A 26614-nucleotide genomic window follows, 5' to 3' on the forward strand; every position below is an offset into this window, starting at 1 on the left:
ACCCTTCCCTGCTTGCACGAATATGTGGCTTTAACCTTTGGTTCGGCAAGCTTGTATTTCGAACACATTCAAATTATGTTGATTGTTAACGACCCGTCAACATATCATTGCGCAATGGCCAGAAATACATATGCACACACGCCGCCAAATCCTAGTCAATATGGCATCTGTCCTGCTTGCGGGCGCTCTGAGCGTGATCGCGGTTGCGACACAAGCTGAAAACGCCTCATTGCAAAGCGGCGCACAACACGGTGCCGCTTTGATTATGGTTGAACAACAAGGGTGCATCTATTGTGCCCGTTGGAATGCTGAAATTGCGCCAATTTACCCTAAAACGCCCGAAGGACATTTCGCGCCGCTGCGCCGGATTGATTTACACGATCCACGCCCAGACGACCTAACATTCGACGGCCCTCTGGTCATCACGCCGACCTTTGTTCTGACCATCGACGGACAGGAAACCGCACGCATTGAGGGCTACGGCGGTGATGAATTGTTTTGGGCCATGCTGACTGTCACTTTGCGAAATCACAGTGATTTTGCCGCATATATGATTGACGAAAAACAATAAACCGAAACGGGAGGAAACTGATATGAACCGGATTTTGACAGGGCTTGCCCTTTTGATTGCAACCGCAGCACCCAGCTTTGCCGATGAAGACGACGCGTTCGTGTCCTTCAAAGTGCTCAAACCAGAAATCGCCCGCGTTGCGGCTGTGGCGGCCATGGAAAGCTGCCGCGCGCAAGGCTACCAAGTCGGCGTGATGGTGGTGGATCGCTTTGGCATCCCCCAAGTTTACGTGCGCGATCGCTTTGCTGGACTGCATGTATTTGAAACAGCGCGGCGCAAAGCATGGACCGCCGTTTCCTTTCGCACATCGACGCTTGATCTTGGTGCTATCACGGCCCCCGGCGAGATGATGGCAGGTATCCGAGAGCTGACAGAACCGCTCGCACTTGGGGGCGGACTTATGATTGAAGCTGCGGGTTCTATTGTCGCTGGAATCGGTGTATCAGGGGCACCGGGCCCCGATATTGATGAGCGCTGTGCTCAGGACGGGATTGATGCGATTATCGATGATATCGCATTTTAATGATGAGGGACTGGGGCGATGAATTCTCCTTTGCCAGTATTTTCGGACGATCTGTCTGAGGCGGAACTCGACAAAATGATGTCGAACGCTTGTGAGGCGTCAAACTTGCTTAAGGCGCTGTCACACGAGGGCCGCTTGATGATTTTGTGTCATCTTGTCACTGGGGAAAAATCTGTCACGGAGCTTGAGGATCTTTTGTCTGCGCGCCAAGCCGCCGTCAGCCAACAACTGGCTCGGTTGCGACTTGAGGGGCTTGTGACGCCTCGGCGCGATGGCAAGGCGATTTATTATTCCTTGACCGATGATCGTCCCAAACGCATCCTTGAAGTTATCTACGAGCTGTTTTGCAACGTGGCTGATGGTGCGGAAAAGCGCGGCGACTAGCCCCTGTTCTCCCACCATGAGGGAGGTTCTACATGCTTGATACTCTAAGCTTTGACAATTTAAGTCCGGGCGCGATTGCGGCTGCACTGGGCTGTGCTGGCGGCATTGGTTTGGGCCTTGCCGCACGCCTTGGGCGTTTTTGTTCATTGGGGGCGATTGAAGATGTCCTTTATCAAGGCTCAAACACCCGCGCACGCCAATGGGGCGTCGCGATTGGTGTCGCTGTCATTGGCGTTTTTGCCCTTGTCAGTTTGGGATTATTTGATCCGCGCCAAACCTTATACCTTGCCAAACAGTGGTCCCCCACCGCGTCCATTCTGGGCGGGCTGATGTTCGGCTATGGCATGGCGTTGGCTGGCAATTGCGGCTTTGGCGCTTTGGCGCGGCTTGGCGGCGGCGATCTGCGTAATTTTGTCATCGTCATTGTTATGGGCTTGGCAAGTTACATGACGTTGAATGGCCCGCTGGCGGCCTTGCGCGTGGCGATATTTCCACCGCAACCAGCCGAAAGTCCCGCTGGCGCAGCGCATTGGCTTCACGCCCATGGGATGCCATTGGGCGCTTCAGGCATGATCATAGGACTGGTGATTTTGGCCATTGCGCTTGCCTCGAAACACTATCGTCAAGAGCACAAGTCTATCGCTTGGGGCGCAGTCGTCGGGGCTGTGATTGTGGCTGGCTGGGCCAGCACATCTTGGGTGTCTTATGCCACATTTGACGCCTTGCCCGTCGAGTCGCACAGTTTTGCCGCCCCAATCGGTGACACACTGTTTTACATCATGACCTCCTCTGCAACATCGCTCACATTCGGGGTTGGGTCCGTGATTGGCGTGCTTATTGGTGCGGCCATCGGCGCACTGATCAAAGGTCATTTCAGATGGGAATCTTGCGATGACCCGCGTGAATTGAAACGTCAAATCGGTGGCGCTGTACTGATGGGAATCGGGGCGGTTTTGGCCTTTGGATGCACCATCGGCCAAGGTATTTCCGCCTTTTCTGTCCTTGCGTTTTCGGCACCAATCACCGCAGCCTCAATCATCGTTGGGGCTGCCGTGGGATTGCACCAGTTGATTTATGGCTTTTCGATCAAAGCCTAATCAATTTAAGATAAACACCTGAAGGTCCGCTACGTTTGTGCCTGTCGCGCCTATTTTCAACAGATCACCCGCAGCTTCCAAGCCATGATAGCTGTCGTTTTGGTCCAAGATTGCATCCAGATCGACGCCCGCATTTTCGAGACGGTCCAATGTGGTTGCATCAACAAGCCCGCCCGCTGCGTCGGTGGGACCATCACGCCCATCAGTGCCGCCAGACAAAAAGACATAGTCGCTTAGACCACGCTCTTTCGCCAACTTAGCCACGCGTAAAGCAAGCTCTTGATTGCGCCCGCCAAGCCCCTGCCCTGTCACCTTAACTGTGGTTTCACCACCGAAAAGATAGACGCCCTTTTCACGCACACATTCCAAAATGGCATGCGCGGCACGATCCACATCGCCCACCAAAGGCGCGGGAAACACGTGAACGCCCTGCGCCACACCGCCACCAGCAGCGCGCGCCATAGCAGATACGGACCGACGGTTGGACCCAACAAGGAACGTATCACTTGGCGGCAAAGGGCCAAGTTCAGGTTCGGGCATTTGTAAATGAGCGCGGACAGAATGAGGCACACTGTCCCAAATATTCAAGGCTTTCAAAGCGTCAGCCGCGTCTTCTCTGCTGCCAATGGGCGACACAGAAGGACCAGATGCGATCGCACGCAAATCATCATCCACCACATCAGACAACACCAAAGTGGTCACATGCGATGGGGCGGCTGCACGCAAAAAACCACCGCCTTTGAGGCGCGACAATTGCTGGCGAATAAGGTTCATCATCACGATATCTGCCCCAGACGCCAAAAGCAGCGCATTCACAGCGGCTTTGTCTTCAAGACTGACGCCCATGACGGGCGCGGGCAGCAAGGCCGATCCACCGCCAGAAATGAGAGCAATCACATCGCCCTTAGCCATACTCAGCGCCCCTTCCACACGAAGTGCCGCGCGCGCGCCTTCGGCGTCGGGCACAGGGTGGGCCGCGGCCAGCACCTCAGCTCCGTCAATAGGGCACGCATTTTCATAATTGGTGACAACGACGACTTTTTCAGCATTGATATGTCGCATCGCAGCTTGCGCCATGCTGCACGCCGCTTTGCCAACAGCTATGATCGTTGGACGCGAAAACGTCTTGTTTTTCAGCGCCTCTTCAACGCCGCGCGCAGGATCTGCGGCACGGACGCCTGCCATAAATATATCAAGAGCGCGCTGTTTCATGTCGGGGGAATTCGATGTCTCGGTCGGTTCGGTCATATCAATATGCATATGTAATCGTCGCATGTCGACGACAAGACGTCCAGCTTACTTGCAAAACGAATTGTCACACGGCACTTTAAATTTATGACTGATGACATCAACGCACCACATCCGACAGACCTTGCACAGGTTTTGAACTTTGCTTGGGCTGCCTTGGCGCCGCAAATCGTGCAAGATAGGCGTAAATCGCAGGTCGTCACGCTGTCCACCATTGATGCCAGCGGTGCCCCTGCTGCGCGCAGTGTGATTTTGCGCGACAGTGATAGACCCCGTGGATCAATCGATATATTTACGGATGCCGCTACACCCAAATGTACTGAAATCGCGAATGATCCGCGTGTTGCTCTGACGCTTTGGCGGGCAGATATGGAACTTCAGTTGCGCATAACTGGCTTGATGGACATCATCGAAGGGGCTGCTGCCCACGTGGCATGGTCTAAGCTACCGGAGCATGCTTTGCCCAACTATGGTGTAACCCCTGCCCCCGGTGCGCAGATTGCGTCAGCCACATCTTACCAACGCAGTCCTGATGCCGCGCGCTTTGCGATTTTACGACTGACGATTGCAGACTTGGATGTTGTCTCACTCAAGTCTCCCACACATACACGCGCACGTTTCGAGCGCCGTGATGGTTGGCGTGGGGTCTGGCGAGCGCCATAAGTCAGCCGCCTAAATCAAGCATTTTTGACGTGCGACCATCACTGCATGAGTGCGATTTTTAGCATTAAGCTTGTTACAAACCGTGCGCATCTTCATTTTAATGGCCCCCTCGGTGCTGTTCATTTCCAAAGCAATCACTTTGTTGGTTTTTCCCTCGGCCACAAATTGTAAAATGTGTCGTTCGCGATCGTCAATTTGAGATTGTATTTTTGAATTCAATGCGCCGCGCCGTGACAGTGATAACGGAATAAATTCATGACCATCAGCAATCAAACGCAGGATTGTGGTAAAGCTTTTAAAGGGGTGTTGTTTGGATATAAATCCTTTCGCCCCCAGTTCTATCGCCTGCCACACAAAGTCATCATCTGCGGTACCTGAAAACACGACCACAGCCGCGCCTTGAGCCGCATCAATGACCCGTTTTACGGATACAAGCCCCTCCATACCCGGCATCGAGATATCAAGCATAACAATGTCAAATGTGCTCGACCCATGCTGAAGCAACTCAAGCGTCGTGCCCAGAGTGCCGCAAACTTCAGCGACAAGATCAGGTTCTGAACTTAAAACAACACTCAAAGCATCAGCCAGAAGACTGTGATCGTCAGCGATCAAGATTGATATTTTTTTGTTTATTTCAATATTTTCAAGCGATAGAGGCACAGCATCCCTTTGGATAAGATTGGTTATTTACGCATTCAGCAAGCGAAGCCAAACGCCAAGAAGACGCATTGACTGGTCGTGAACAAATACACAATTTGTACGATCCGCATAGCCCTTGAAGTGCTAAATTTTGAGGCAAGTCCTAAAAATTGGCCGAAAACCTGTCGCCTTTAACCATCCTTAACCTCATTGGTGCATATTTATCGAATGATGAAACTGCTTATCCCTTTTACGCGCCCCCTGCGCCTGTGCCCTATACGAAACAAAAAACGGGCGTCCCACGTGCGGATTTTCACGACCCTTATCTTTTCGTTCTTCATGGGGCTTTTTCTGCCTGCATCATCTTTTTCTGCGGCGACGGAGAACTATATTTTGACACTGCGAAACAGTGCTACTGCCATAGAAACTTATCTGACATATCAAGATATTGAAGCGCTTGAACAAGTGTCATTCGAAACCTCCACGCACTGGAATGACGGCATTATGACCTATACAGGGCCGTCTTTGGCATCCGTACTTGCCTTGGCTGGCCCTTACGATAAATCTGCCCGTATAAAAATCACTGCCGCCAATGACTATTCACATATCGCAACACCAGATTTGATTTCAAAGACCTATCCAATCCTTGCGAATAAAATCAATGGTGAACCGTTTTCTTTGCGTGAAAAAGGCCCTCTTTGGGTCATGTACCCATTTGATAGGCATGCAAAATTCAAGACAGAATCACATTTTTCTGCTTCTGTTTGGCAAGTGGTTGAGATTGAAATCTTACCTAAATGAATCCCTTTTCTCACGCACCACTTGATGAAAAAAACATAGACGATAGCCCCGTCCGGGGGATCGTCTTTGTCCTTATCGGTTGCGCGTTCATTCTTGCACTGCTTACCATGTCAGTTTTCTTATCAAACAAAGTGCGCGAATTTTCTTTTGCCCGCTCAGATAGTCTGGCTTGGAATTTATCACAAACGGAAGTTGCTTTTCGTAGATATCAAGTAGAGTTGGCGACAGCGATAGATCTCACTCCTGCTTACGGCAACACTCCAATAGAAGCCTTGAAAGCGACGGCTTTAAAATTTGATCTTTTTTATGCGCGTACAGAAACAATTTTAGGCCGTTCAAAAAGCTATCCATCATCCGCTGAAATGTCTGCCCAGCTTGAGGATATTCTGTCATTTAGAACAAAAACTGCAGCTATTTTAGACAGATCTAGCCCCCTAGCGCTTGTTGATCTAAGAAGAATGCAGCAGCAGGCATACGGCATAAGTAATACCATCCGAATATTTACCCTGAACGCTTTAAGTGAAACGGTGTCATTCCAAGAGACTGCACGCGCAAATCTACATATCGCGCTGGAACGTTATTTTTTGGTATCATTGGCCCTATTGGTTTCCACAAGCGCAACAGCGCTCATCATGGTGTACTTAAGACGGCAAGTCAGTAGAAGTGCTAAACGTCAAAAGAGAATTTCATCTTACCTTTTCAAAGTATTAAAAGCATCCCAAGACGCTATATTCGTACTCGACAAAGATTTTAATATCTCTGAAGCAAACCCCGCAGCACAGAACATGTTTGAATGCCCGCGCAGTGAAATCATCGGCGCCTCAATCATAAACATGTATACACCACGCAAGTTGCGCACTCCATTTCGCAAGCTATTGCAGGACACCCTGAACAATGTTTCGATACATGACAGTACCGATTTGCATAGGTCTGTTTGGGCACAAACACGCAAAGGGATCGTCTTTCCAGTTGAATTAACCCTTGTTCGAGATCGCGGACTGCACGGAGAACCAATATTGATTGGCTTTTTGCGCAATACATCACATGAAATGAAAGCGCGTCGACGCGTGCGGCGCGCATTGATCCGTGCGAAAAGCGATGCCTCAGCCAAGAGCCGCTTTTTGGCGACCATGAGTCACGAAATGCGGACACCGTTGCACAGTGTCATAGCCGCACTTGATATGATCGAATTAGACGCTGTTGAAGCAAACGCAGCAAACCTTATAAATCTTGCAAAAACGGCAAGTGAATTTGCACTCACTCAAACCAACAATATATTAGATATTACGAAAAATGCGGCGCAATCGAAATATGCCCATCCGGAAAGCTTTAGCCCCAAGGCCATCATTCAAAACATCTGCGATCAAGTCAGTGCCCTGTCACAAGGACGCGGAAATACCTTTAAAATTGAATGGAGTGGCCCAAGCAGCAACTTTGGATTAAAAGATGCATTTTCAAAATCGGCGTCTAATCTTATCTCAAATGCAATCAAATTCACCCAAAATGGTCAAATCACAGTGTCAGGATGCAACGTACTGATTGACCATAGGTTAACCACTCGCATCACTGTGACCGATACGGGAACGGGTATCACTTCCGATGATCAAGAGCGCATCTTTGAAGACTTTTACTCAAACACTTCAAAAACGGATGGCACTCTGCCAGGAACCGGGCTGGGCTTAGGAATTGTGCGCCGTTCAGTCGAAGCCATGGGGGGCACCATCGGGTTTAGTTCAAAACACAACGAGGGCAGCCAGTTTTGGTTTTCAATGCCTGCACAAATAGAACAAACCGTCCCTAAAAATATAAACCAAGACACACGAAATGAGACACACGAGGGTCAGAAATTGGACAAGCTCACTCAACCACAAGTAATGACCAAAACCGCCTTAAACGTTCTGATTATAGAGGATCATCCAACCAACATACTCTTGCTTCAACAGATGCTTGAACGCATGGGCCATCGCGTGACCACTGCGCAAAATGGCCTTGCTGGTTTACAAAAAGCGTATCACTCCGCCTATGATCTTATTCTCAGTGATGTCAACATGCCGCAACTGAACGGGCTAGACACAGCCCTTTGTATCCGTCTGTTCTCGCTTAGTAAATCGGCATGCATTATTGCCGTCACCGCGCACCCAGAGATGGAAGTCAAAGAAAGTATCGAAATATTCGAACACGGTATCGATGGCATTATCTCAAAACCATTTACCCAAGATCAACTGCGCCTTCGTATCGCGGAAATCCAAAAAGAAAAACATGAAGCCGCGCCAGACATACCCAAACGACGAGAGGATAAAGCTGCACAAACGGCTTTGGAGCTTGCAGAGTTAGGCATGCAGCCGTCTGAAATATCAAACCTTATTGAAAGATCCTTCGGAGATGCAACAAACATAAAAACACTACTCAACTTGGCATTTAACACCATAGACACAGTAAACTGGGCAGAACTGGGCGCTGCGGCACATTACGCTGCAGGCGGGCTATATGCCCTTGGCCATGTTGGACTTGGCGATCTGTTAATTGCAATCGAAACGGCCTGTGCACGCACAGACAAACAGCGTTTAAACGCCCTAAATTGGGTTCTAAATGCCGAGTTGACGCGACATGAACAAGCCGCTTGATACAATTACCGTTGTGCCGTTTTCCAGTCAGGGTGTTCCCACGGTATGGAATGATCTTGTTCCAACATTGGTTTTCCCAAAATATGGTCTGCAGCCTTTTCACCGGTCATGATTGATGGCGCATTCAGGTTACCATTGGTTATTTGTGGAAAAATTGAACTGTCGGCGACACGCAAATTCTGCACCCCTATGACACGACACTGAGGGTCGACAACGGCCATCGGGTCATCCACTGCGCCCATTTTACAAGTGCCGCAAGGATGGTACGCGCTTTCAACATGCTCACGCACAAACGCATCAAGATCGGCATCTGTAGTCACAGATGAACCGGGCTGTATTTCATCACCTCGATACGGCGCAAAAGCATCTTGTCCCAGAACTTCGCGCGTCAGCCGAATACAGGTGCGGAATTCTTGCCAATCTTGATCTGTAGACATGTAATTAAATTCAATTTTGGGCGCATCCGCAGGATCACTTGAGCACAATGAAATTTGCCCGCGTGAGGTTGAGCGCATCGGACCAACATGTGCCTGATATCCGTGCCCTTCGGCGGCGACTTTACCGTCGTATCGCACCGCTATCGGCAGAAAATGGAACTGAATATCGGGGTAATCAATACCCGCTTTGGACCGAATAAACCCAGCGCTTTCAAATTGGTTTGAAGCGCCAAGCCCCGTGCGGGTGAACAACCATTGCGCACCGATCAAAGCTTTTCCAAATAGGTTCCAATACTTATACAAAGACACCGGTTTTATCGCAGCTTGTTGAATATACAATTCAAGGTGGTCTTGCAGGTTTTGACCGACGCCGGCACGGTCAGCGACCACATCAATGCCATGCTCAGCCAAGTGCTTGGCTGGACCAATCCCTGAAAGCATCAACAATTTTGGTGAATTGATAGAGCTTGCGGATATGATCACTTCAGCGTTCGCGTGAATGCATTCACGTTTGCCGCCCCGTTCAATTTCAACACCTATAGCGCGCCCGTTTTCGATCACAATTTTATGCGCAAGTGCACGAACAACCCGACAGTGGGCATGCTTTAATGCAGGCTTAAGATAGGCCTTATAAGCGGACCAACGCGTGCCTTTATAAATAGTCGCATCAAAGGGGCCAAAGCCCTCTTGCTGCTGACCGTTGTAATCGTCGGTTACGCAATAGCCAGCTTGACGCCCCGCTTCGACAAAGGCTTTGGTCAATGGATTTTTACGTTTACCGCGTGTCACATGCAGCGGGCCATTTTTGCCGCGCCATGCAGGATCGCCCCCGTGACCGCCCGAATGCCAATGTTCCATACGTTTGAAATAAGGCAACACATCGGCGAAACTCCAGCCTTTGGCACCCATCTCATCCCATGTGTCAAAATCACGAGCGTGACCGCGCACATAGATCATCCCATTGATTGAGGACGAGCCCCCCAGCACTTTCCCGCGAGGCGTCGCCATGCAGCGGCCGCCCAAATGCGGCTCTGGTTCTGACTGGAACCCCCAATCATAGCGGCGCATGTTCATCGGGTAGGACAATGCAGCGGGCATTTGAATAAACGGCCCTGCATCCGTGCCGCCATGCTCAATGACAATGACGGATTTACCAGCTTCAGCCAAACGATATGCAATCGCACATCCTGCAGACCCAGCCCCTACAATAACATAATCTGCTTGCATCAAAACGGCGCTTCCGTGCTGCTTAGGGCCACATAGATGGACTTAATTTGACTGTAATGTTCGATCGCGGCTTTTGAATTTTCACGCCCAAGACCGGATGATTTCATCCCCCCAAAAGGGGCCTCGACGGGGGTTAAATTATAGGTGTTGATATAGCATGTTCCCGCCTCAAAGGCTTGCGCGACACGGTGTGCACGGGTCAAATCACGCGTAAACACGCCCGCAGCCAAGCCAAATTCCGTGTCATTGGCGCGCTGCACAACTTCGTCTTCGCAAGTGAATGTAAGCACAGACATCACAGGCCCAAAAATTTCTTCGCGGGCGATGGCCATGTCATCGGTGACGCCATCAAACAGTGCCGGTTCAACATAAAACCCAGCGCGATCAATACGTTTACCGCCTTTGACCAAACGCGCGCCCTGCGCAATGCCTTTGGCAACATAGCCTTCGACAATATCGCACTGCGCAGCGGACACCATGGGGCCAATGGTGGTGGTCTCGTCCATCGGATCGCCAATCACGGCATTGTCCATACGCTCGGCCACGCGGGCCACGAAAGCCTCGGCAATAGTTTCATGCACAAAAACGCGCGTACCGTTTGAGCAAATCTGGCCTGTGGAATAAAAGTTGCCATTGATCGCGCAAGACACCGCGTTTTCCAAATCGGCATCCTCGAACACAACAATCGGAGACTTACCACCAAGTTCAAGTGTCGCGTGCTTCATCCCCGCAGCAGCGGCAGCGTAGACTTTGCGCCCTGTCGGAACTGACCCCGTCAAAGACACTTTTGCAACGCGCGGATCATCGATCAAAGCAGCGCCAACATCACCGTAGCCTTGGATCACATTGAAAATTCCAGCGGGCACGCCTGCCTCGATCAAAATTTCGGCAAACTTAAGCGCGCTTAGAGTGGTCATTTCGGATGGTTTGAAAATCATCGCATTGCCGCAAGCCAAGGCGGGTGCCGCTTTCCATGCCGCAATTTGGATCGGATAATTCCATGCACCAATGCCGACACAAACACCCAAAGCTTCGCGGCGGGTGTAAACAAAATCACCGCCCGCCACAGGAATTTGTTCGCCTGTAAGCGTGCCAGCCAGACCGCCAAAGTATTCAAGCGCGTCAGCAGCAGATGCGGCATCCGCCACCAGAGTTTCCGACAAAGGTTTACCTGTGTCGTAGCTTTCTAGCACTGAAAGTTCGCGATTTTTGTCACGCATAATATGCGCCGCACGCGTCAAGACCCTGCCCCGCTCAGTGCCAGACAAAGCCGCCCAAGCCTTTTGCGCACTGGCGGCGGCACACAAAGCTTGTTCAATAATCGCAGGCGTCGCGCTGTGAAGCTCAGCGATTTGCATCCCCGTTGCAGGGTATACTGACGTAATCACTTGCCCCGCAGCGTCTTCAACATAGCCCCCATTGATGAAATGGCTTGCGATGGGTTGCTGGTTTGGAGTGGTAATAAAAGTCATTTGGGGCCGTCCTAACGTGTAAAAATTGTCATATCGCGTGGGTCTTTGGGGCTGCAAAGAGGCAAGTATCTTGGCACTCGGCCTCGATCGCTTGCAACACTTCTGCAGCACCATCAAAGGCAACCACGGCATGGCTTTCCAGCGCACAGCGCAAGTAAAGCCCATCAATCAACCCAGCAATTCGCCGTGCTGCCGGATCAGCTTGCGCCCCAATCAAGGGACGTAAATTGTGCACAAGGTTGCTGTGCAAGCGTCGCTGATAAACATTCAAAAGCCGCTTGGCGCGACTGGATTTTAGCGCAAGCGCATAAAACACCACCCAAGCAGACATGGTATTGCGGTCCAGACTGCTGGCACCGAAACAGGCCTTTGCGATCGCGGTCAATCGATCTTGTGGGCTTTGTGCCGATTTCATCATCCGCGAAACATCATCGCTATAGCTCGACAAAATCGCCCGCATCGCAGCCAAGAACAAACTGTCTTTGTCTTTGAAATAGTGAAACGCCAACCCCGAAGACACCCCTGCCCGCTTGGCGATTTGCACAGTCGTCACGTCAAGTGATCTGGCCGCACCGATTTCAAGAATCGTTGCGTTGATAAGATCGGCGCGGCGTTCGCGTTCTGGTCTGCGTTGCATTGTATGCCTCGTGTCGGCTGTTGTCTTTTTTTCGAACCATGTTATGAATTGACTGATCAATCAATAGGCGGAAAGCATTTTCCGCTGTCAAAGTCCAAATCGGGGTCTAGCATGAAATTCGCTCTTACAACATCCATCATCGCTCTCACAGCCACAACCGCTTTTGCTGACTGTACGTCAGTTTCGTTTTCAGACGTTGGCTGGACAGACATCACAGCGACCACAGCAGCCACAACCACAGTCCTAGACGCATTGGGCTATGAAACAAACGTCAGCGTCTTGGCTGTGCCCGTGACCTATGTGTCGCTCGAAAAAGGTGACATCGACGTTTTCTTGGGCAACTGGATGCCCACTATGGAAGCCGACATCGCGCCCTACCGCGAACGTGGCACAGTCGACACCGTACGCACCAACTTGGAAGGCGCGAAATACACACTTGCGACCAACGCAGCTGGCGCCGCTTTGGGCCTGACAACATTTGCAGATATCGTGGCACAATCAGATGCGCTTGACGACACGATCTATGGCATCGAGCCAGGCAATGATGGCAACCGCTTGATCATGGATATGATTGCAGACAACGCATTTGATCTCAAAGAATTTGACGTCAAAGAAAGCTCTGAACAAGGCATGCTCAGCCAGGTGTCTCGCCTGTCGAAAAAAGACGAACCTATCGTATTTCTTGCGTGGGAACCCCACCCAATGAACGCCAACTTTGACCTGACATACTTGGATGGTGGCGATGATTGGTTTGGCCCGAACTTTGGCGGCGCGACAGTGCACACCAACACCCGTGCAGGATACGTCGATGAGTGTCCAAACGTTGGTAAACTATTGCAAAACCTAGAGTTTTCACTTGCCATGGAAAACGAAATCATGGGCGCGATCTTGAACGATGGCGTTGAAGCAAATGAGGCCGCAAAAGCATGGCTCACAAGCAACCCACAGGTTCTCGGCGCTTGGTTGGACGGTGTCACAACTGTAGACGGCGGAGATTCAATGACAGCCGTTAAAGGCGCGCTTGGTCTTTAATCTGCATTCGAAATGACAGAGGCCCCGTGCAGTGTACGGGGCTTTTTCTATGCCCTCGCAAATGCGGGCAAACACCATAACAAAGGAGTGGATTTTTGGACTGGCTCACATCGCAAAAGATCCCCGTTGGTAAAACAGCGAGTGCCATTTTTGATTGGATTCAATCACGTGCAGAGGGGCCCCTTGATGCGATCAGCGTCGGATTGGAAGCACTGATTGACGGTATTTTGTGGCTACTTCAAACCCCGCATCCGCTTGTGATCATACTGGCCTTTGCCGCGCTGACATGGATCATTCAGCGCAATTGGAAAACCAGCGTTCTTGTGGCTGTCGGATTTTTGTTCATTCTCAATCAAGACTACTGGGAAGAAACAACAGAAAGCCTGACCTTGGTTCTATCGGCCTGTGTTGTGTGCATGTCGATTGGTGTGCCCATTGGTATTGCAGCCGCGCATCGGCCCCGATTGTACGCGGCAATGCGCCCTGTTTTGGATTTGATGCAAACTCTGCCTACGTTTGTCTATCTCATTCCAGCTATTATATTTTTCGGCATTGGCATGGTCCCGGGCTTGATCGCAACCGTTGTGTTTGTTTTGCCCGCCCCCATTCGCCTGACACAGCTTGGGATCGCATCAACGCCCAAGCCTTTGACCGAAGCCGTGCGTGCCTTTGGCGGCAGTGAACGCGATGTTTTGATCAAATCCGAACTGCCACACGCAATGCCCCAAATCATGGCCGGCCTAAACCAAACCATTATGCTTGCGCTTTCAATGGTGGTGATCGCGGCCCTTGTGGGTGCGGATGGGTTGGGTGTCCCTGTCGTGCGCGCGCTGAATCAAGTGAACACAAGCCTTGGATTTGAAAGTGGATTTGTCATCGTTGTGGTATCGATCATTCTGGACCGCATGCTCAACAAAGGAGCAAAATCATGAACGCTATAAACATAGACGCGTCCAAAATTGCTGTCAAAATTGATGCAGTTTCCATCGCATTTGGGAATGATCCAGCAAGCGCTTTGCCGATGATGGACGCAGGGCACGACCGTACAGAAATCCAAGAGGCCACGGATCAAGTATTGGGGGTGCATGACTGCTCACTCGAAGTGCAAGACGGCGAGATTTTGGTTTTGATGGGCCTGTCTGGCTCTGGAAAATCAACGCTTTTGCGGGCACTGAATGGGTTAAATCCTGTCGTACGCGGCAGCGTGTCGATCAAAGATGGCACGGGCATGACCGAAGTCACCGGCGCCCCGGTACAAGAGTTGCGCCGCTTGCGCCGCGAACGCATTGCAATGGTGTTTCAGCATTTTGGACTTTTGCCATGGCGCAATGTGGCAGACAATGTTGGTCTGGGACTTGAACTTGGCGGAATGTCAAAAACCGAACGGCGCGCGAAAGTAATGGACGTTTTGGGACTTGTGGGCCTGCAAGATTGGGCCGACAATAAAGTCAGTGAGCTGTCTGGCGGCATGCAGCAACGCGTTGGTTTGGCGCGCGCTTTTGTTACGGAAGCGCCAATTTTGCTAATGGACGAGCCATTTTCGGCGCTTGATCCTTTGATCCGCACCAAGCTGCAAGACGAACTTTTGGATCTGCAATCCAAGCTGAACCGCACCATCGTTTTTGTCAGTCACGATCTGGATGAAGCCTTTAAACTTGGCAATCGCATCGCGATTATGGATGGCGGGCGGATCATACAATGCGGCGCTCCGCATGACATCGCCACCCAGCCGAAGAATGATTATGTCGCGGATTTCGTCGCTCATTCAAACCCGTTGTCGTATCTTGCGGTGGGCGATGTGATGGAAGACATCACACCAAATGCACAGGGCGAAATAGATATTGAAACGCCCGTCTCAGCAGCGCTCGATCAGATTGTTGATCAAAAAACACCGCTCATCATTATGAAAAGCGGCGCTCCTGTCGGGCAAATCAGCGCCAATGGGTTGCTCAAACGATTGGCGCAACGCAGGCTTTAAGATGTGATTATGCCCCCTTAGTTCGCAAAAAAACGGCGGCCCCAACATATCATTGGGCCGCCGTTTTCATTTAGTCTGGGCGTTTGACCCTAAACACGGCTAAGTACAAGGCAGGCACAAACACCAGCGTGATGACCGTTCCTGCGATAATCCCGCCCATCATTGCAAAGGCCATTGGCCCCCAGAACACCTGACGTGAGATCGGGATCAGCGCCAAACTGGCCGCAGCTGCGGTCAGCAAAATGGGTCGTGCTCGCGCATCACTGGCATCAAATACAGCGGTCCAAGCATCGCGCCCCTTACCGCGCAAGACTTCGATTTCGGTGACCAGAATGATCGAGTTGCGGATCAAAATACCCACCAGAGCTAGAACACCAAGGATGGCCACGAAACCAAGCGGCGCGCCAGATGGCAACAAGGCCGCGACGACACCGATCAAACCCAAAGGTGCTACACAGAATACAATGAACCCCAATCGGAACCCTTGCATCTGCACCATGATCAGCGTCAGCATGATCAGCAACATAACCGGAACGACCGCAACGATTGGTGCTTGGCTTTCTTCACTCGATTCAACAGATCCGCCAACCACAACTTCATAACCAAACGGCAAATCTTGGTTGAAGGCTGCGATTTTTTCAGACAACGCCGCGACAATTGTAGCAGGTTGATCTGAGGTTATAATCGCTGCTTTGACGGTGATGGTGGGCGCACGATCCCTTTGGTGAATCACGGGCTGCTCCGTGTCATATCCAAAGGTCGCGATAGAGCGCAGCGGGATCGACCGCCCCTCAGATGTTGCGAGCTGCAAGTTGGACAATGCTTCAACAGACTGGCGATCCTCTTTGTCACCACGGGCACGAATATCGACCAAATAGTTTTCATCGCGCAAGGACGTCACGGATTTACCATTGTAAATAGTGTTCAGCGTTGCAGCAATATCGCTGGACGACAGTCCAAGCTGGCGGGCTTTGTCTTGCAAAATATCAATGCGGACCACGCGTGCAGGTTCATTCCAATCCATAACAATGCCGCCCAAACGGTCATCCGTTGAGATCAAGGCCGCCAATTCACGCCCACGATCACGCACAACATCCAGATCAGATCCACTCAGCCTATATTGCACAGGCCGCCCGACAGGTGGGCCAATTTCCAAAAGCTTGATAAAGATATCAGCACTCGGAAATTTGGTGAGCGCAATGTCATTCAATTTCACACGCAAAGCATCACGGGCTTCAATCGAAGGTGTTTGGATCACAATTTGCCCCGTGTGTGGACCAGGGGTAGGCACGTCATATGACAACAAGAAACGCGGTGCACCACGGCCAACATAAGATGTCCAAAACAGAGTGTTTTCATCATCCGCTAAGTAGGTTTCAAAACGATCCATTTGCGCTTGGGTTTCTGAAATCGACGTATTTTGCGCCAGAGCTATATCAACGATCAACTCAGGGCGATCAGAGTTTGGAAAGAACTGCTGTTCCACAAACCGCAGCCCGTAAATGGAGACTGCAAAAACAATCAGCGTGGCACCGATTGTGACCCAGCGAAACCGCATCGCGCGCAACAATACAGCATGAAACCCGCGACGGAATCGCCCGGGTTTCGCATCATGATGCTTCATCTTTTTGGGCAGCAATGTCACCCCGATCAACGGCGCGAACAGCACAGCCACGACCCAAGACACAGTCAAGGAAACCGCAATTACAACGAACAGCGAAAAGGTAAATTCACCCGCCGCTGAAGTGTTCAACCCAATCGGGATAAACCCGGCCACAGTGATCAGCGTGCCCGTCAACATCGGAAAGGCAATCGACGTCCACGCGTATGAGGCAGACGCGATACGACTTTCACCCTTTTCCATCCGCGAAATCATCGTTTCAATCGCAATCATGGCGTCGTCCACGAGCAGCCCCAAAGCGATGATCAACGCCCCTAGAGAAATGCGCTGCAAGGTCAGCCCCATGTAATCAATGATCACAAATGTAATCGCCAAAACAAGCGGAATGGTCAGCGCCACGGCCAAACCAGCGCGCATCCCAAGACTAACAAAACTCACGGCAAGCACGATCAAAACGGCTTCGATAAGCGCCTGAATGAAATGGCCGACAGCTTCGTCCACCACATGCGGTTGGTTGGCAACTTGGTGAATTTCGATCCCAATCGGCAACTCTGTAATCGCATGATCAATCACTTGATCCAGCGCGACGCCAAAGTCCACAATGTTGGCCCCTTGGCGCATGCCCACAGACAGCCCAATGGCGGCTTGGCCATTAAAGCGGAACAGTTCAGAGGGCGGATCTTGATACCCACGTTGAATATCTGCCACGTCGGTCAGGGGGAAAAATTGATCCCCGACCCGCAAGTTAATATCTGCAAGGCTGTCCGCATCCGAAAACTGCCCAGCCACGCGCACCAAAATTTGTTCTGGTCCCGCTTTGATCACCCCCGAGGGCAAGATCGCATTTTGCGCGGCAAGCGTTCCCATCACGGCATCGTGATTTAAGCCAAGAGCAGCCATACGTTCGGTTGAGAAATCAAGATAGATCACCTCATCCTGAACACCGTAAATGTCAACTTTACCTGAATCATCAAGAGCTTGGACTTCTCGGCGCACCTCTTCGACAAAATCGCGCACTTCGCGTGGCGAAAACCCGTCATAGGTAAAAGCGTAAAGGTTGCCGAACACATCCCCAAAATTATCATTGAACTGAAAGCCGGAAAATTCTTCGGGGAACTCTCCACGAATGTCGCTCATCATACTGCGCACACGCTGCCAAATACGTGGTAGTTCCCCCGCATCGGTTGAGGCCAAAAGTTCAATATAAACAACGGATTGCCCAGCGGCGGTCACAGAGCGCGTGAAATCAAGTTCGGGCAGTTCTTCGAGCTTTTTCTCAATTCTATCGGTGACTTGAGACAGTGTTTGTTCAACATCCGCCCCCGGCAACGCGCCTGAGACGATCATGGTTTTGATCGCAAAATTGGGATCTTCTTCACGGCCGATGTTCATGTATGAAATCGTGCCAGCAACGATGGAAACGATCATTAAGAACCAAACAAACGATCTATGTGAAAGCGCCCAATCGGACAGATTAAAACGGTTCATTGGGACATACTCCGTCCAATATTTTGTCCTTCATGCAAAGAATGGATGCCGCGCAAAACGACCTCATCCCCAACAGCGATACCTTTGGTCACGCGCACGCGATCACCAAAGCGCGCACCTAAAGTCACAGGTTGCAGTGAAACAGTGTTTTGCGCCCGCGAAACCAGCCACACGGCAGACGTGCCGTTTTGGGTCAACACGGCATCATACGGCACGCTTACAACCAATGCGTCATCGGCAATGGCATTCATTTGCACAAGCGCCCCAAAGCGAAACTCTTGGGGGGGCGACGACAATAGAAAATGTGCGCGCCGCGTACGTGTCGTGCTTTCGGCGACGGGATCAATCCGAAACAATGTGGCCGTTGTTGTGCTGTTCGGGTTGGCCACCAAAGCGACATCAAAGCGCATGCCAATGTCCAGATCCGCCAGCCCCTGTTCGCTGACGTCCACAACAGCCTCACGTTCATCCGTGCTGGCAAGTCTGAGCACTTCAAGCCCCTGAGAGACAGATGCGCCAGTATCCAAAAACGCCCCTGTGATCACCCCGTCTTGCGGAGCACGTAATATGCCAAGGTCGAGTTTATCTTGCGCGCGCGCCAAATTGGCTTGTGCTTGTTCTAAACCCGCTTGGGCCGCGACCAAAGCACGCTGTGCGTCTTCTTGACGTGTGATTGAATCCACCCCACGCGTGGCCAATTCCGTCGCACGATTGGCCGCTTGTTGCGCGGCACCAAGATTGGTTTCTGCCACCAAAACACCCGCTTGCGCACTGCGCAGCTCGGCTTGAAAATCTTTCGGATCAAGGCGGGCCAGCTCATCCCCTTTGAACACAAGCGCACCAAGGTCAACACGGCGCTCAACCAAAGTTCCGCTGAGTGGAAACCCCAGTGATACTTCATTTCCAGCCGCAACAGTTCCAATATAAGTGATTTCATCCAACACGCCTGCGCCCACAATTTGTGTCACAACGGGGCGCGGAACAGTTGATACAATTTCAAAAGATAGATCGGATTCAGCCAGTGCAGGTGTCGCCAACATCAAGGCAGATAAAAAGATAAAACGGTTCATTGATCAACCTCTTCTGCGGCTTGCACAAGACGCCCAGGGAACAACAACTGCGTACCCGCAACGATGACCAAAGTCCCTTCTGCAATCCCATCTTTCACAACAATGCGCCCCGTTTCAAATCGCTCCACGGTGATCACTTGTGCGGAAACCGTCATCGTTTCAGGGTCGACGACCCACACAGCAGGCCCTTGAGATGTGGCGCTCATTGCACTGTAAGGCACGACGATGCCCGCGCCTGCCGACACAATCGTACTGCCACGCACCGCATCACCATACTCAACACCAGCAGGCCGTTGTTCGACACTCACCTTGACCGCCACAGTGCCTTTGGTCGGATCAATTAACGGTGATATTTCGCGAACCGTGCCCGTAAAAGCCTGATCAGGGTGCCGCAAAGGCGTCATTTCCATTGTCTTAAATCCACCCGCAGTGGTCAGCAAACTTTCAGGTGCGTCAAACAGTGCGTCAACCGCGTTTCCCAAGGCCAATTCGACAACGGGTTGCACCGCGCCGATCACCTGCCCGGGCTCCACATGACGCGCAATAACAGTTGCCGCGTCGGGGGCCGTCACGACCGTATCCTCAAGCGCCTTTTGCGCCAAATCAAGATCAGCACGGGCTTGGGCCAACCCGCCTTCTTTCACGCGGGCCTGATCGGCTGCGGCATCGCGCGCCACACGCGTCGTTGCCCCGCGTTCCAGCAAAGAATCTTGGCGACGCAAATCTTCTAACGCTTGATCAAGATCAGCGGACGCAGTCGACACAGCGGCACGTGCGGCCCGTAAAGCTTGCTCTTGCTGAATAGCATTTATGCGCGCCAAAACGGTCCCTGCGGCAACAAAATCGCCCTCTTGTACATCAACGCTATCGACCCGCCCCCCGCTGGGGAATGAAACGCTTAGCGAATCTCGGGCAACAATTTCGCCCGTCAATGAAATGCTGCGTTCGATAACCGTGGATTGCGCTGTCACCATTTCCACCACCAAAGGTGTTTCGGCCATGGCGGAACTCGCTGTCGCACTGGCCAAAATCAACAGGCGCAGCGGCACTGTTATTTTCTTAACATATCTAAAGTACATCAACTCACGCGAACCTTCTACTATGCGGTCTATCGCGTGGACCAGAAGGTCAATACGAAATATCAATTCTAAATAGCGACCGCTATCTGCACCGGATATAAAGCTGGCACATTCAGATTACAACTGATATCTGAATTATATGAATACAATACTAAAACCAGCAACGTCCCGTGCAAAATCACAACAAAAAACCCGCAAAGCTCTGCTTAAAGCGGGTGCGACTCTTATTGCGCGAAATGGATTTTCCGGCGCATCTGTACGCGATATCGCGAGTCTGGCGGGCTATACTCAAGGAGCTTTTTACTCCAATTTTCAAAGCAAGGATGACTTGGTTTTTGCCATCATGCGCGACATGTTTCAGCAAGCCTATGAAACAATCACATCCGCCGAAAAATCAAATTCCACGTCGCCTGCGGACCTCGCACAAGACATCACGACTTGGCTGAATGATCTTTGCAGCTCGAATGAAAAAGCGCAGCTTGAAACCGAAATCAGCCTGCACGCCATGCGCGACGAAAAATTCGCCCTCAGCTTTTATGCCCTTCTGGACGATCACTCACTTAAAATGACGCAAATTTTAGAGAAAATCGCACATGAACGACAGCTAGAGCTCTGCGTCCCTGTCGAAAAAATTGGTAAAGGCATGATTGCTATGGCGCGCGGTTTTAACCTGATGATGCCGCACCGCGACCCAAAAGTCGTCTCGGACACTTTGCAGATTTTCCTCGAAGCCGTTTTGCAAGCTCGGACAAAACCCAAAGTGCACAGCAAGCCGTAAGGACAAGCAGCTGAACACTATATCCTCAATAGAAAATGATACATCAAACCGACGCGACTGAATAAGGCAGAAAGCTTTGACCTCCTACGCATCTGACCTAAGCGCATTTCGCATGCCATTCTCATCAGCGGCTCTAGAAATCATTGATCACGCCGGAAGCCATCGTGTACGGCATCAAAGTTCCGCAAGGCGAAACCAATCACATCTAATTTGCATCTTTCCTTGCGAAGGTTGCGCGCAAAAGAACGTAACAAACTGCGATAAGATCAGTCGCAGACTACAGCTCAACCGCCACAATTCTAGCGCGCCTCCACCCCACTGACCGCCCGTTTCTTAAGCTAAATGTCGCACCTTGCCACCGCCCAGCCCCATTTTGAGCGAAGCGCCGCCGATTTTGTTTAGCCAAACCCCAATTCACGCCAATCTCAGGTTTCGCGACTTGAAATTCCTACATCTCAGTATTGTACTTGCTGCAGCATGTCAGTAATTACAGTGTCTTGTCAGGAAGTTAAGGGAATTTATTTCTTATGCTCAAATGTGAAATACGCGGGTCCATCACGCGCCGCCATGCCATCACTGGTTTGCTGTCCACGGTCGCTGCAACAGCGCTCGCGGCGCCTATGTCTGCGCTGGCCCAAGAATTAGCAGAGGTGCCTGAAAAGACACCATTCAACTTTGATTTACTCACCGAGCAAATGCGCGCGGCGGCACTCCAACCACCAAAACCAGCAGACGCCATCGAAGGCTTTTTGACAAAACTTTCCTATGACGACTATCAACGCGTGCGTTTTGATCGCAAACGGACCCGCTGGGCCGATGCAGAAAACATGCCTTTCCACCTGAATGCCTTTCACCCTGGCTGGCTGTTCAACGAACCTGTCCTTCTCAATGAAGTCGTCGATGGCATCGCAACACCGATGGGCTTCTCGACTGCGGATTTCGATTACTCCGATGTAAAGGCCGAAATTCCGGCCAACTTTGAAATGCCCGGCGTCGCTGGCTTTCGGTTGATGGCCCCCCTTAATCGCGCTGATCATTATGACGAGCTTGTTGCGTTTTTGGGCGCGAGCTATTTTCGCGCTCTTGGGCGTGACAATCGTTACGGCCTGTCGGCACGGGGCTTGGCGGTCAATACCGGCATGCCCAATGGGGAAGAATTCCCTCGTTTCACAGACTTCTGGCTTGAGCGCCCGACACAAAATTCTGACAGGGTTGTACTGTATGCCGCGCTTAAATCAACATCCGTCACAGGGGCATATAAGTTTGTCATAAAGCCCAGCCAAACCACAGTTATGGAAGTCACCGCACGACTGTTTATGCGCAAAAATGTGCAGCAATTGGGGATCGCCCCGCTGACGTCAATGTTCTTGTTCGGCGGCGCAGATCCTGGGGATTTCAACGACTTTCGCCCCGCCGTACACGACAGCGACCATTTGGTCCTGAATACGCAAAACGGTGACACGTTCGTGCGGCCTTTAACCAACCCGGGCCAGCTTGGGCATTCTTATCTGACGGCGCAAAACCCGATGTCTTTCGGTTTGATACAGCGGCAGCGCGACTTTGACCAATACCTCGACGCACAAGCGCACTACGAACGACGCCCGTCACTAATGGTCGAACCGATTGGTGAATGGGGTCAAGGCTCTGTGCGTCTGATGGAAATTCCATCCGATCTAGAAGGCAATGACAACATAGTGGCCTACTGGGTGCCTGAAACGCCCCCAGCCAAGGGGGAAAGCCTAGAGGTTTCGTATCGTTTGCATTGGGGCATGTCGCCAAGCGGTGACAGATCATCTGATCGCGCCCAAATCGTGCGAACCCGTATCGGCGATGGCGGCGTTGCAGGCGTACAAAAAGAAACTGACAGAATAAAATTTGTCGTGGACTTTAAGGGCGGTGCTCTTTCAAAGCTGCCGGACGACGCGGATGTCGTGCCGCAGGTCACTGTTTTGCGCGGCAAACTTGCCCAAGCAATCTTTTCGCGTGTTGACGGGACTGATTTGTGGCGCCTTGTCATAGAAGCCGTGCCCGATAATTCTGAAACTTCGATGGAACTTCAGGCCGCCATCAATGGTTATGGTCACATCCTGACCGAAACATGGCTGTACCAATGGAAAGCGTTATGACCAAAACGACACTTCAAAATGATGCTGGAACAGCTTGTATCTCTGATAATCCAGAGGCATGGGGTCCGCCCGAGGCCCCACTTGATATGCCACTCCAAAACCTGACCCCTGCCCCTATTGATCTTAAAATAGCGAACCAGATACGCCATCTGTTGGCAGGTCTGCGTATCGGACTTCGACACGAGATATAATTTGAAAACGCACACGGATCTTTCGCCAGACCCAGCGACGGTTGTGGCACGGACCTCTGCCATCTCATTCGCCGTCGTCGCTGCCGTCGCCGCATGCTTGCTCGTGGTCGATGCTGACCGTCAGGATGGCTTTCAAATATGGGATGTCTTTCGCGCAGGCTTGATCTTTTTGACCACATGCTGGCTGGCATGGGGCGCCGCGCTGGGGTTGATCGGGCTGTCACCAAGACACCAAACACGGGCTCAACAACCGACAGATTTGACGGCAAAATCGCTGTCCGCCACAGTTGTGCTTGTTCCGATCTGTAACGAAGACCCCATTGCAACCTTTGCAAGGATCGCGGCGATGGATCACTCCATTCGTGCAGCGGGCCTAGGTCTGGACATCGTGATCCTGTCGGACACGCGTGCCGAAGACAAACAAGCAACTGAGCATGCCGCGTTTCGGATGCTGATTGCAGAAACCCATGGATCAGACCACATCTATTACCGCAACCGCAAAGACAATCGCGGGCGCAAGGCGGGCAACGTCGAGGACTTTATCGTCAAATCTGGTGGCGCATATAAGTATGCCGTGACGCTTGATGCAGACAGCCTGATGTCGGGGGCCGCCTTGCACACCATGATCTTGCGCATGGATGCGGACCCCAAGCTGGGATTGCTTCAAACCTTACCGCAGATCACGGGTGCAAGCAGTTTCTTTGCCCGCGCGATGCAGTTTGCCGCGGCGTTTCACGGGCCGATTTTTACCAAAGGACTTGAACGGATGCAGGGGGCTGTCGGGCCATACTGGGGCCACAACGCCATCATCCGCATCGACGCCTTCGCGCAATCGTGCCGTTTGCCCGAACTTGCTGGCAAAGCACCTTTTGGTGGTCATATCCTGTCACATGACTATGTCGAGGCGGCTCTTTTGGCGCGCAACGGCTGGCGTGTGATTGCCGACCACAGCATCGATGGATCCTATGAAGAAGGTCCAGAAAACGTTTTGGCATATGCGAAACGTGACCGCCGTTGGTGTCAGGGCAACCTGCAACACATGAGGCTGCTTTTTGCTCCGGGCCTTGCGAATTGGAGCCGGCTTGTTTTTGTCCAAGGCATCTCTGCATATCTCGTGTCACTGTTTTGGGCAGTTTTCCTTGTTAGCACAGTCAGCGGCACCATTTTTGCGCCCGAACCCGATTACTTTCCAGAACCCAACCAACTTTTCCCAGTATTCCCATCCGATCGCAGTCGGGAAATCTTTGCCTTGGCGCTTGGGATTATCGGGCTGCTGATCTTGCCAAAAATTGCCATTCTGGTGAACGCCGCGATGACGACACGCACACGCAACTTTGGCGGAACAGCGCGGGCATTGTCGTCAGTCCTGTTTGAAATACTGCTCACCTCGCTGCTGGCACCAGTTATGCTTGCGTATCAAACGCGCGCCGTGTTGCAGGTGCTGTTGCGCCAAGATGGTGGTTGGCCAGCAAATGCGCGTGGCGAAGGCCCCCTGACCGTGGCAGAGGCCGCGCGATCCTCTCTTTGGATCGTCACCATTGGCGCGCTCTCGTTGTTGGCAATCTGGTACCTTGCGCCAAACCTGATGATCTGGCTGCTTCCCGTGACATTGCCGATGATCGCCGCGCCATTTTTAATTTCGTGGTCGTCCCAACCCGTCGCGGCGCATCACTTTACCGTTCCCGAGGACATGAACATGCCGCCAGTCGTCAGCGCGTTTCATGCCATCCACGCCAAGTGGCGCACCGACACGCACGGCTCAATGTCGGCAGAAAAGGCATCCAATGTCCCAGCCTGATATCGCCCCCCCTATGCGACGCCCCCGCGACACTAAGATCGATGCATTTCGGGGATTGCTTTTGGTGATGATCTTTATCGATCACGTGCCGGGAAATTGGTACGAAAACCTCACATTGCGCAACTTGGGTTTCTCTGATGCCGCCGAAAGCTTTTTTCTTATGTCAGGCATAGCAGCCGGATTGGCCTATACGGCGGGCTTAACGCGCGCACGCGACGTTGGGCTTTGGGCTGGTATTGCACCGATCTGGAAACGCGCTTGGGTTCTTTATCTGTCCCATATTTTTCTAACCGTGGCAGGAATTGCGATCTTTGCCTTCAGCGCAGAATTTTTTGGCCTGACCGGACTTTTGGCGAAAAACAACCTGCGGCAAGTCTTTGAAAACACCGGCCCTGCCATCATTGGTATCGTGACGCTGGGACATCAGATTGGCTACGTTAATATCCTTCCTGCCTACTCAGTTCTTTTACTTGCAGCGCCATTTGCGATCCTTGTGGGGCGACGTAGGCCCTATATTCTACTCACTGTATCTGTGCTGCTTTGGTTTTTCATAGGACTGTTTCGCCTGAATATTCCGGCCTACCCAAACTCTGGCGGCTGGTTCTTTAATCCGCTCGCTTGGCAGCTTATCTTTGTCATCGGCTTGCTAACGGGAATGGCCCTGCGCGACGGAAAACGGTTTATTCCCAAAAGCCGGGTACTGTTTGTGGTGGCCGTTGGATGGCTCGTGTTCGTTTTGGCATGGCGCTACGTTCCGGGCTGGGGGGCGACCTTAAATCATGGAATGGCAAAGCTTTCGTCATTAGGCCTGCCATTTCATTTTACGTCACATGACAAGGCGTTTCTGCCACTGCTGCGCTTACTTCATGTTTTAGCGCTGGCCTATGTGATGTCGTATCTACCGTTCGTTACCCGCATCAGCGCCCACCCCTACGCCGAGCCTCTGCGCGTGATGGGCCGCCAAGGGCTGCTGGTCTTTTCCGCAGGGGCCTTGATGTCCCTAGCAGGTCAGGCTGCCCTCGTGTATTTCAAAGGGGTGACTATCGTGCCATGGCTTCTGGTGCCTATCGGCGTCCTAGCCCTATGGGGTCTTGCTTGGATCGGGGACTGGAAACGTCGAACGTGACAAC

At 51.8% G+C, this 26614-nt stretch carries 23 protein-coding genes; 15 read left to right on the top strand and 8 right to left on the bottom strand.

The window, feature by feature from the left end:
* Nucleotides 1–130: 130 nt before the first annotated feature.
* The 4 genes from BM025_RS00590 to BM025_RS00605 are packed head-to-tail and all read left to right on the top strand — an operon-like array spanning nucleotide 131 to nucleotide 2575.
* The gene (locus BM025_RS00590) at nucleotides 131–571 is read left to right on the top strand and encodes a thioredoxin domain-containing protein (protein WP_244515367.1); all 441 of its coding nucleotides are present in this window, start codon (nucleotides 131–133) and stop codon (nucleotides 569–571) included.
* 22 nt (nucleotides 572–593) lie between these two features.
* A complete protein-coding gene (locus BM025_RS00595) occupies nucleotides 594–1094 on the top strand; it encodes a GlcG/HbpS family heme-binding protein (protein ID WP_085847414.1) in 501 nt (166 codons plus the stop codon).
* Between the two features lie 18 nt (nucleotides 1095–1112).
* Nucleotides 1113–1478: an ArsR/SmtB family transcription factor gene (locus BM025_RS00600; protein ID WP_085847413.1), complete on the top strand. Its 366-nt coding sequence runs from the start codon at nucleotides 1113–1115 to the stop codon at nucleotides 1476–1478.
* A 32-nt stretch (nucleotides 1479–1510) separates the two neighbouring features.
* Entirely contained in the window at nucleotides 1511–2575 is a 1065-nt protein-coding gene (locus BM025_RS00605; RefSeq protein ID WP_085847412.1) for a YeeE/YedE family protein, read from the top strand.
* On the opposite strand, the gene BM025_RS00610 is transcribed toward BM025_RS00605, so the two are convergent.
* The gene (locus BM025_RS00610; protein ID WP_244515369.1) at nucleotides 2576–3823 is read right to left on the bottom strand and encodes a glycerate kinase type-2 family protein; all 1248 of its coding nucleotides are present in this window, start codon (nucleotides 3821–3823) and stop codon (nucleotides 2576–2578) included. It abuts the gene before it with no gap.
* Nucleotides 3824–3910: 87 nt separating this feature from the next.
* Between BM025_RS00610 and BM025_RS00615 the strand changes: the two genes are divergently transcribed.
* Nucleotides 3911–4486 (top strand): pyridoxamine 5'-phosphate oxidase family protein, encoded by a 576-nt coding sequence (locus BM025_RS00615; protein ID WP_085847410.1) that lies wholly within the window; start codon nucleotides 3911–3913, stop codon nucleotides 4484–4486.
* Between the two features lie 9 nt (nucleotides 4487–4495).
* Here BM025_RS00615 and BM025_RS00620 read toward each other — a convergent pair whose 3' ends face one another.
* Entirely contained in the window at nucleotides 4496–5146 is a 651-nt protein-coding gene (locus BM025_RS00620) for a response regulator (protein ID WP_085847409.1), read from the bottom strand.
* A 372-nt stretch (nucleotides 5147–5518) separates the two neighbouring features.
* On the opposite strand from BM025_RS00620, the gene BM025_RS00625 reads away from it, so the two are divergent.
* On the top strand, nucleotides 5519–5926 hold the full coding sequence (locus BM025_RS00625) for a putative pterin-binding protein (protein ID WP_139204520.1): 408 nt from the start codon (nucleotides 5519–5521) through the stop codon (nucleotides 5924–5926).
* Complete coding sequence (locus BM025_RS00630) at nucleotides 5923–8550, top strand: hybrid sensor histidine kinase/response regulator (protein ID WP_085847407.1); 2628 nt, start codon at nucleotides 5923–5925, stop codon at nucleotides 8548–8550. The genes BM025_RS00625 and BM025_RS00630 overlap by 4 nt, the downstream gene beginning before the upstream one ends.
* A 5-nt stretch (nucleotides 8551–8555) precedes the next feature.
* Here the strand turns inward: BM025_RS00630 and betA are convergent, their stop codons facing one another.
* From betA to betI, 3 genes are read right to left on the bottom strand one after another with little or no spacing between them, the layout of a single operon-like run.
* Nucleotides 8556–10214, bottom strand: a complete 1659-nt coding sequence (betA, locus tag BM025_RS00635; protein WP_085847406.1) for a choline dehydrogenase — start codon at nucleotides 10212–10214, stop codon at nucleotides 8556–8558.
* Complete coding sequence (gene betB / locus BM025_RS00640) at nucleotides 10214–11686, bottom strand: betaine-aldehyde dehydrogenase (protein ID WP_085847405.1); 1473 nt, start codon at nucleotides 11684–11686, stop codon at nucleotides 10214–10216. Before betB ends, betA begins: the two co-directional genes overlap by 1 nt.
* Before the next feature lie 28 nt (nucleotides 11687–11714).
* Entirely contained in the window at nucleotides 11715–12323 is a 609-nt protein-coding gene (gene betI, locus BM025_RS00645) for a transcriptional regulator BetI (protein ID WP_085847404.1), read from the bottom strand.
* A gap of 111 nt (nucleotides 12324–12434) precedes the next feature.
* Between betI and choX the strand changes: the two genes are divergently transcribed.
* From choX to choV, 3 genes are all read left to right on the top strand, one after another.
* Complete coding sequence (gene choX / locus BM025_RS00650; protein ID WP_085847403.1) at nucleotides 12435–13355, top strand: choline ABC transporter substrate-binding protein; 921 nt, start codon at nucleotides 12435–12437, stop codon at nucleotides 13353–13355.
* A 95-nt stretch (nucleotides 13356–13450) separates the two neighbouring features.
* On the top strand, nucleotides 13451–14287 hold the full coding sequence (gene choW / locus BM025_RS00655; protein WP_085847402.1) for a choline ABC transporter permease subunit: 837 nt from the start codon (nucleotides 13451–13453) through the stop codon (nucleotides 14285–14287).
* A complete protein-coding gene (gene choV / locus BM025_RS00660; protein ID WP_085847401.1) occupies nucleotides 14284–15333 on the top strand; it encodes a choline ABC transporter ATP-binding protein in 1050 nt (349 codons plus the stop codon). The genes choW and choV overlap by 4 nt, the downstream gene beginning before the upstream one ends.
* A 70-nt stretch (nucleotides 15334–15403) precedes the next feature.
* Here the strand turns inward: choV and BM025_RS00665 are convergent, their stop codons facing one another.
* Genes BM025_RS00665 through BM025_RS00675 form a run of 3 tightly spaced genes read right to left on the bottom strand, consistent with a single transcriptional unit; the run spans nucleotide 15404 to nucleotide 20561 of the window.
* A complete protein-coding gene (locus tag BM025_RS00665; protein WP_085847400.1) occupies nucleotides 15404–18442 on the bottom strand; it encodes an efflux RND transporter permease subunit in 3039 nt (1012 codons plus the stop codon).
* Entirely contained in the window at nucleotides 18439–19512 is a 1074-nt protein-coding gene (locus BM025_RS00670) for an efflux RND transporter periplasmic adaptor subunit (protein ID WP_085847399.1), read from the bottom strand. The genes BM025_RS00665 and BM025_RS00670 overlap by 4 nt, the downstream gene beginning before the upstream one ends.
* Nucleotides 19509–20561 (bottom strand): efflux RND transporter periplasmic adaptor subunit, encoded by a 1053-nt coding sequence (locus tag BM025_RS00675; protein ID WP_170842077.1) that lies wholly within the window; start codon nucleotides 20559–20561, stop codon nucleotides 19509–19511. Before BM025_RS00675 ends, BM025_RS00670 begins: the two co-directional genes overlap by 4 nt.
* A 169-nt stretch (nucleotides 20562–20730) precedes the next feature.
* Here BM025_RS00675 and BM025_RS00680 point away from each other — a divergent pair, with 169 nt between their 5' ends.
* From BM025_RS00680 to BM025_RS00700, 5 genes are all read left to right on the top strand, one after another.
* Nucleotides 20731–21369 (top strand): TetR/AcrR family transcriptional regulator, encoded by a 639-nt coding sequence (locus tag BM025_RS00680; RefSeq protein ID WP_085847397.1) that lies wholly within the window; start codon nucleotides 20731–20733, stop codon nucleotides 21367–21369.
* Between the two features lie 527 nt (nucleotides 21370–21896).
* Nucleotides 21897–23495 carry an OpgD/OpgG family glucan biosynthesis protein gene (locus tag BM025_RS00685; RefSeq protein ID WP_090875121.1) on the top strand — a complete coding sequence of 533 codons (1599 nt, stop codon included), beginning with the start codon at nucleotides 21897–21899 and terminating at the stop codon, nucleotides 23493–23495.
* Complete coding sequence (locus tag BM025_RS00690; protein WP_085847396.1) at nucleotides 23492–23686, top strand: hypothetical protein; 195 nt, start codon at nucleotides 23492–23494, stop codon at nucleotides 23684–23686. Before BM025_RS00685 ends, BM025_RS00690 begins: the two co-directional genes overlap by 4 nt.
* Before the next feature lies 1 nt (nucleotide 23687).
* On the top strand, nucleotides 23688–25484 hold the full coding sequence (mdoH, locus tag BM025_RS00695; RefSeq protein WP_085847395.1) for a glucans biosynthesis glucosyltransferase MdoH: 1797 nt from the start codon (nucleotides 23688–23690) through the stop codon (nucleotides 25482–25484).
* Complete coding sequence (locus BM025_RS00700) at nucleotides 25471–26610, top strand: OpgC family protein (RefSeq protein ID WP_244515371.1); 1140 nt, start codon at nucleotides 25471–25473, stop codon at nucleotides 26608–26610. The genes mdoH and BM025_RS00700 overlap by 14 nt, the downstream gene beginning before the upstream one ends.
* The last annotated feature ends 4 nt before the right edge of the window (nucleotides 26611–26614 follow it).

It is taken from the genome of Pacificibacter marinus (assembly GCF_900109555.1).
In the GTDB taxonomy this organism is placed as follows: domain Bacteria; phylum Pseudomonadota; class Alphaproteobacteria; order Rhodobacterales; family Rhodobacteraceae; genus Celeribacter; species Celeribacter marinus_C.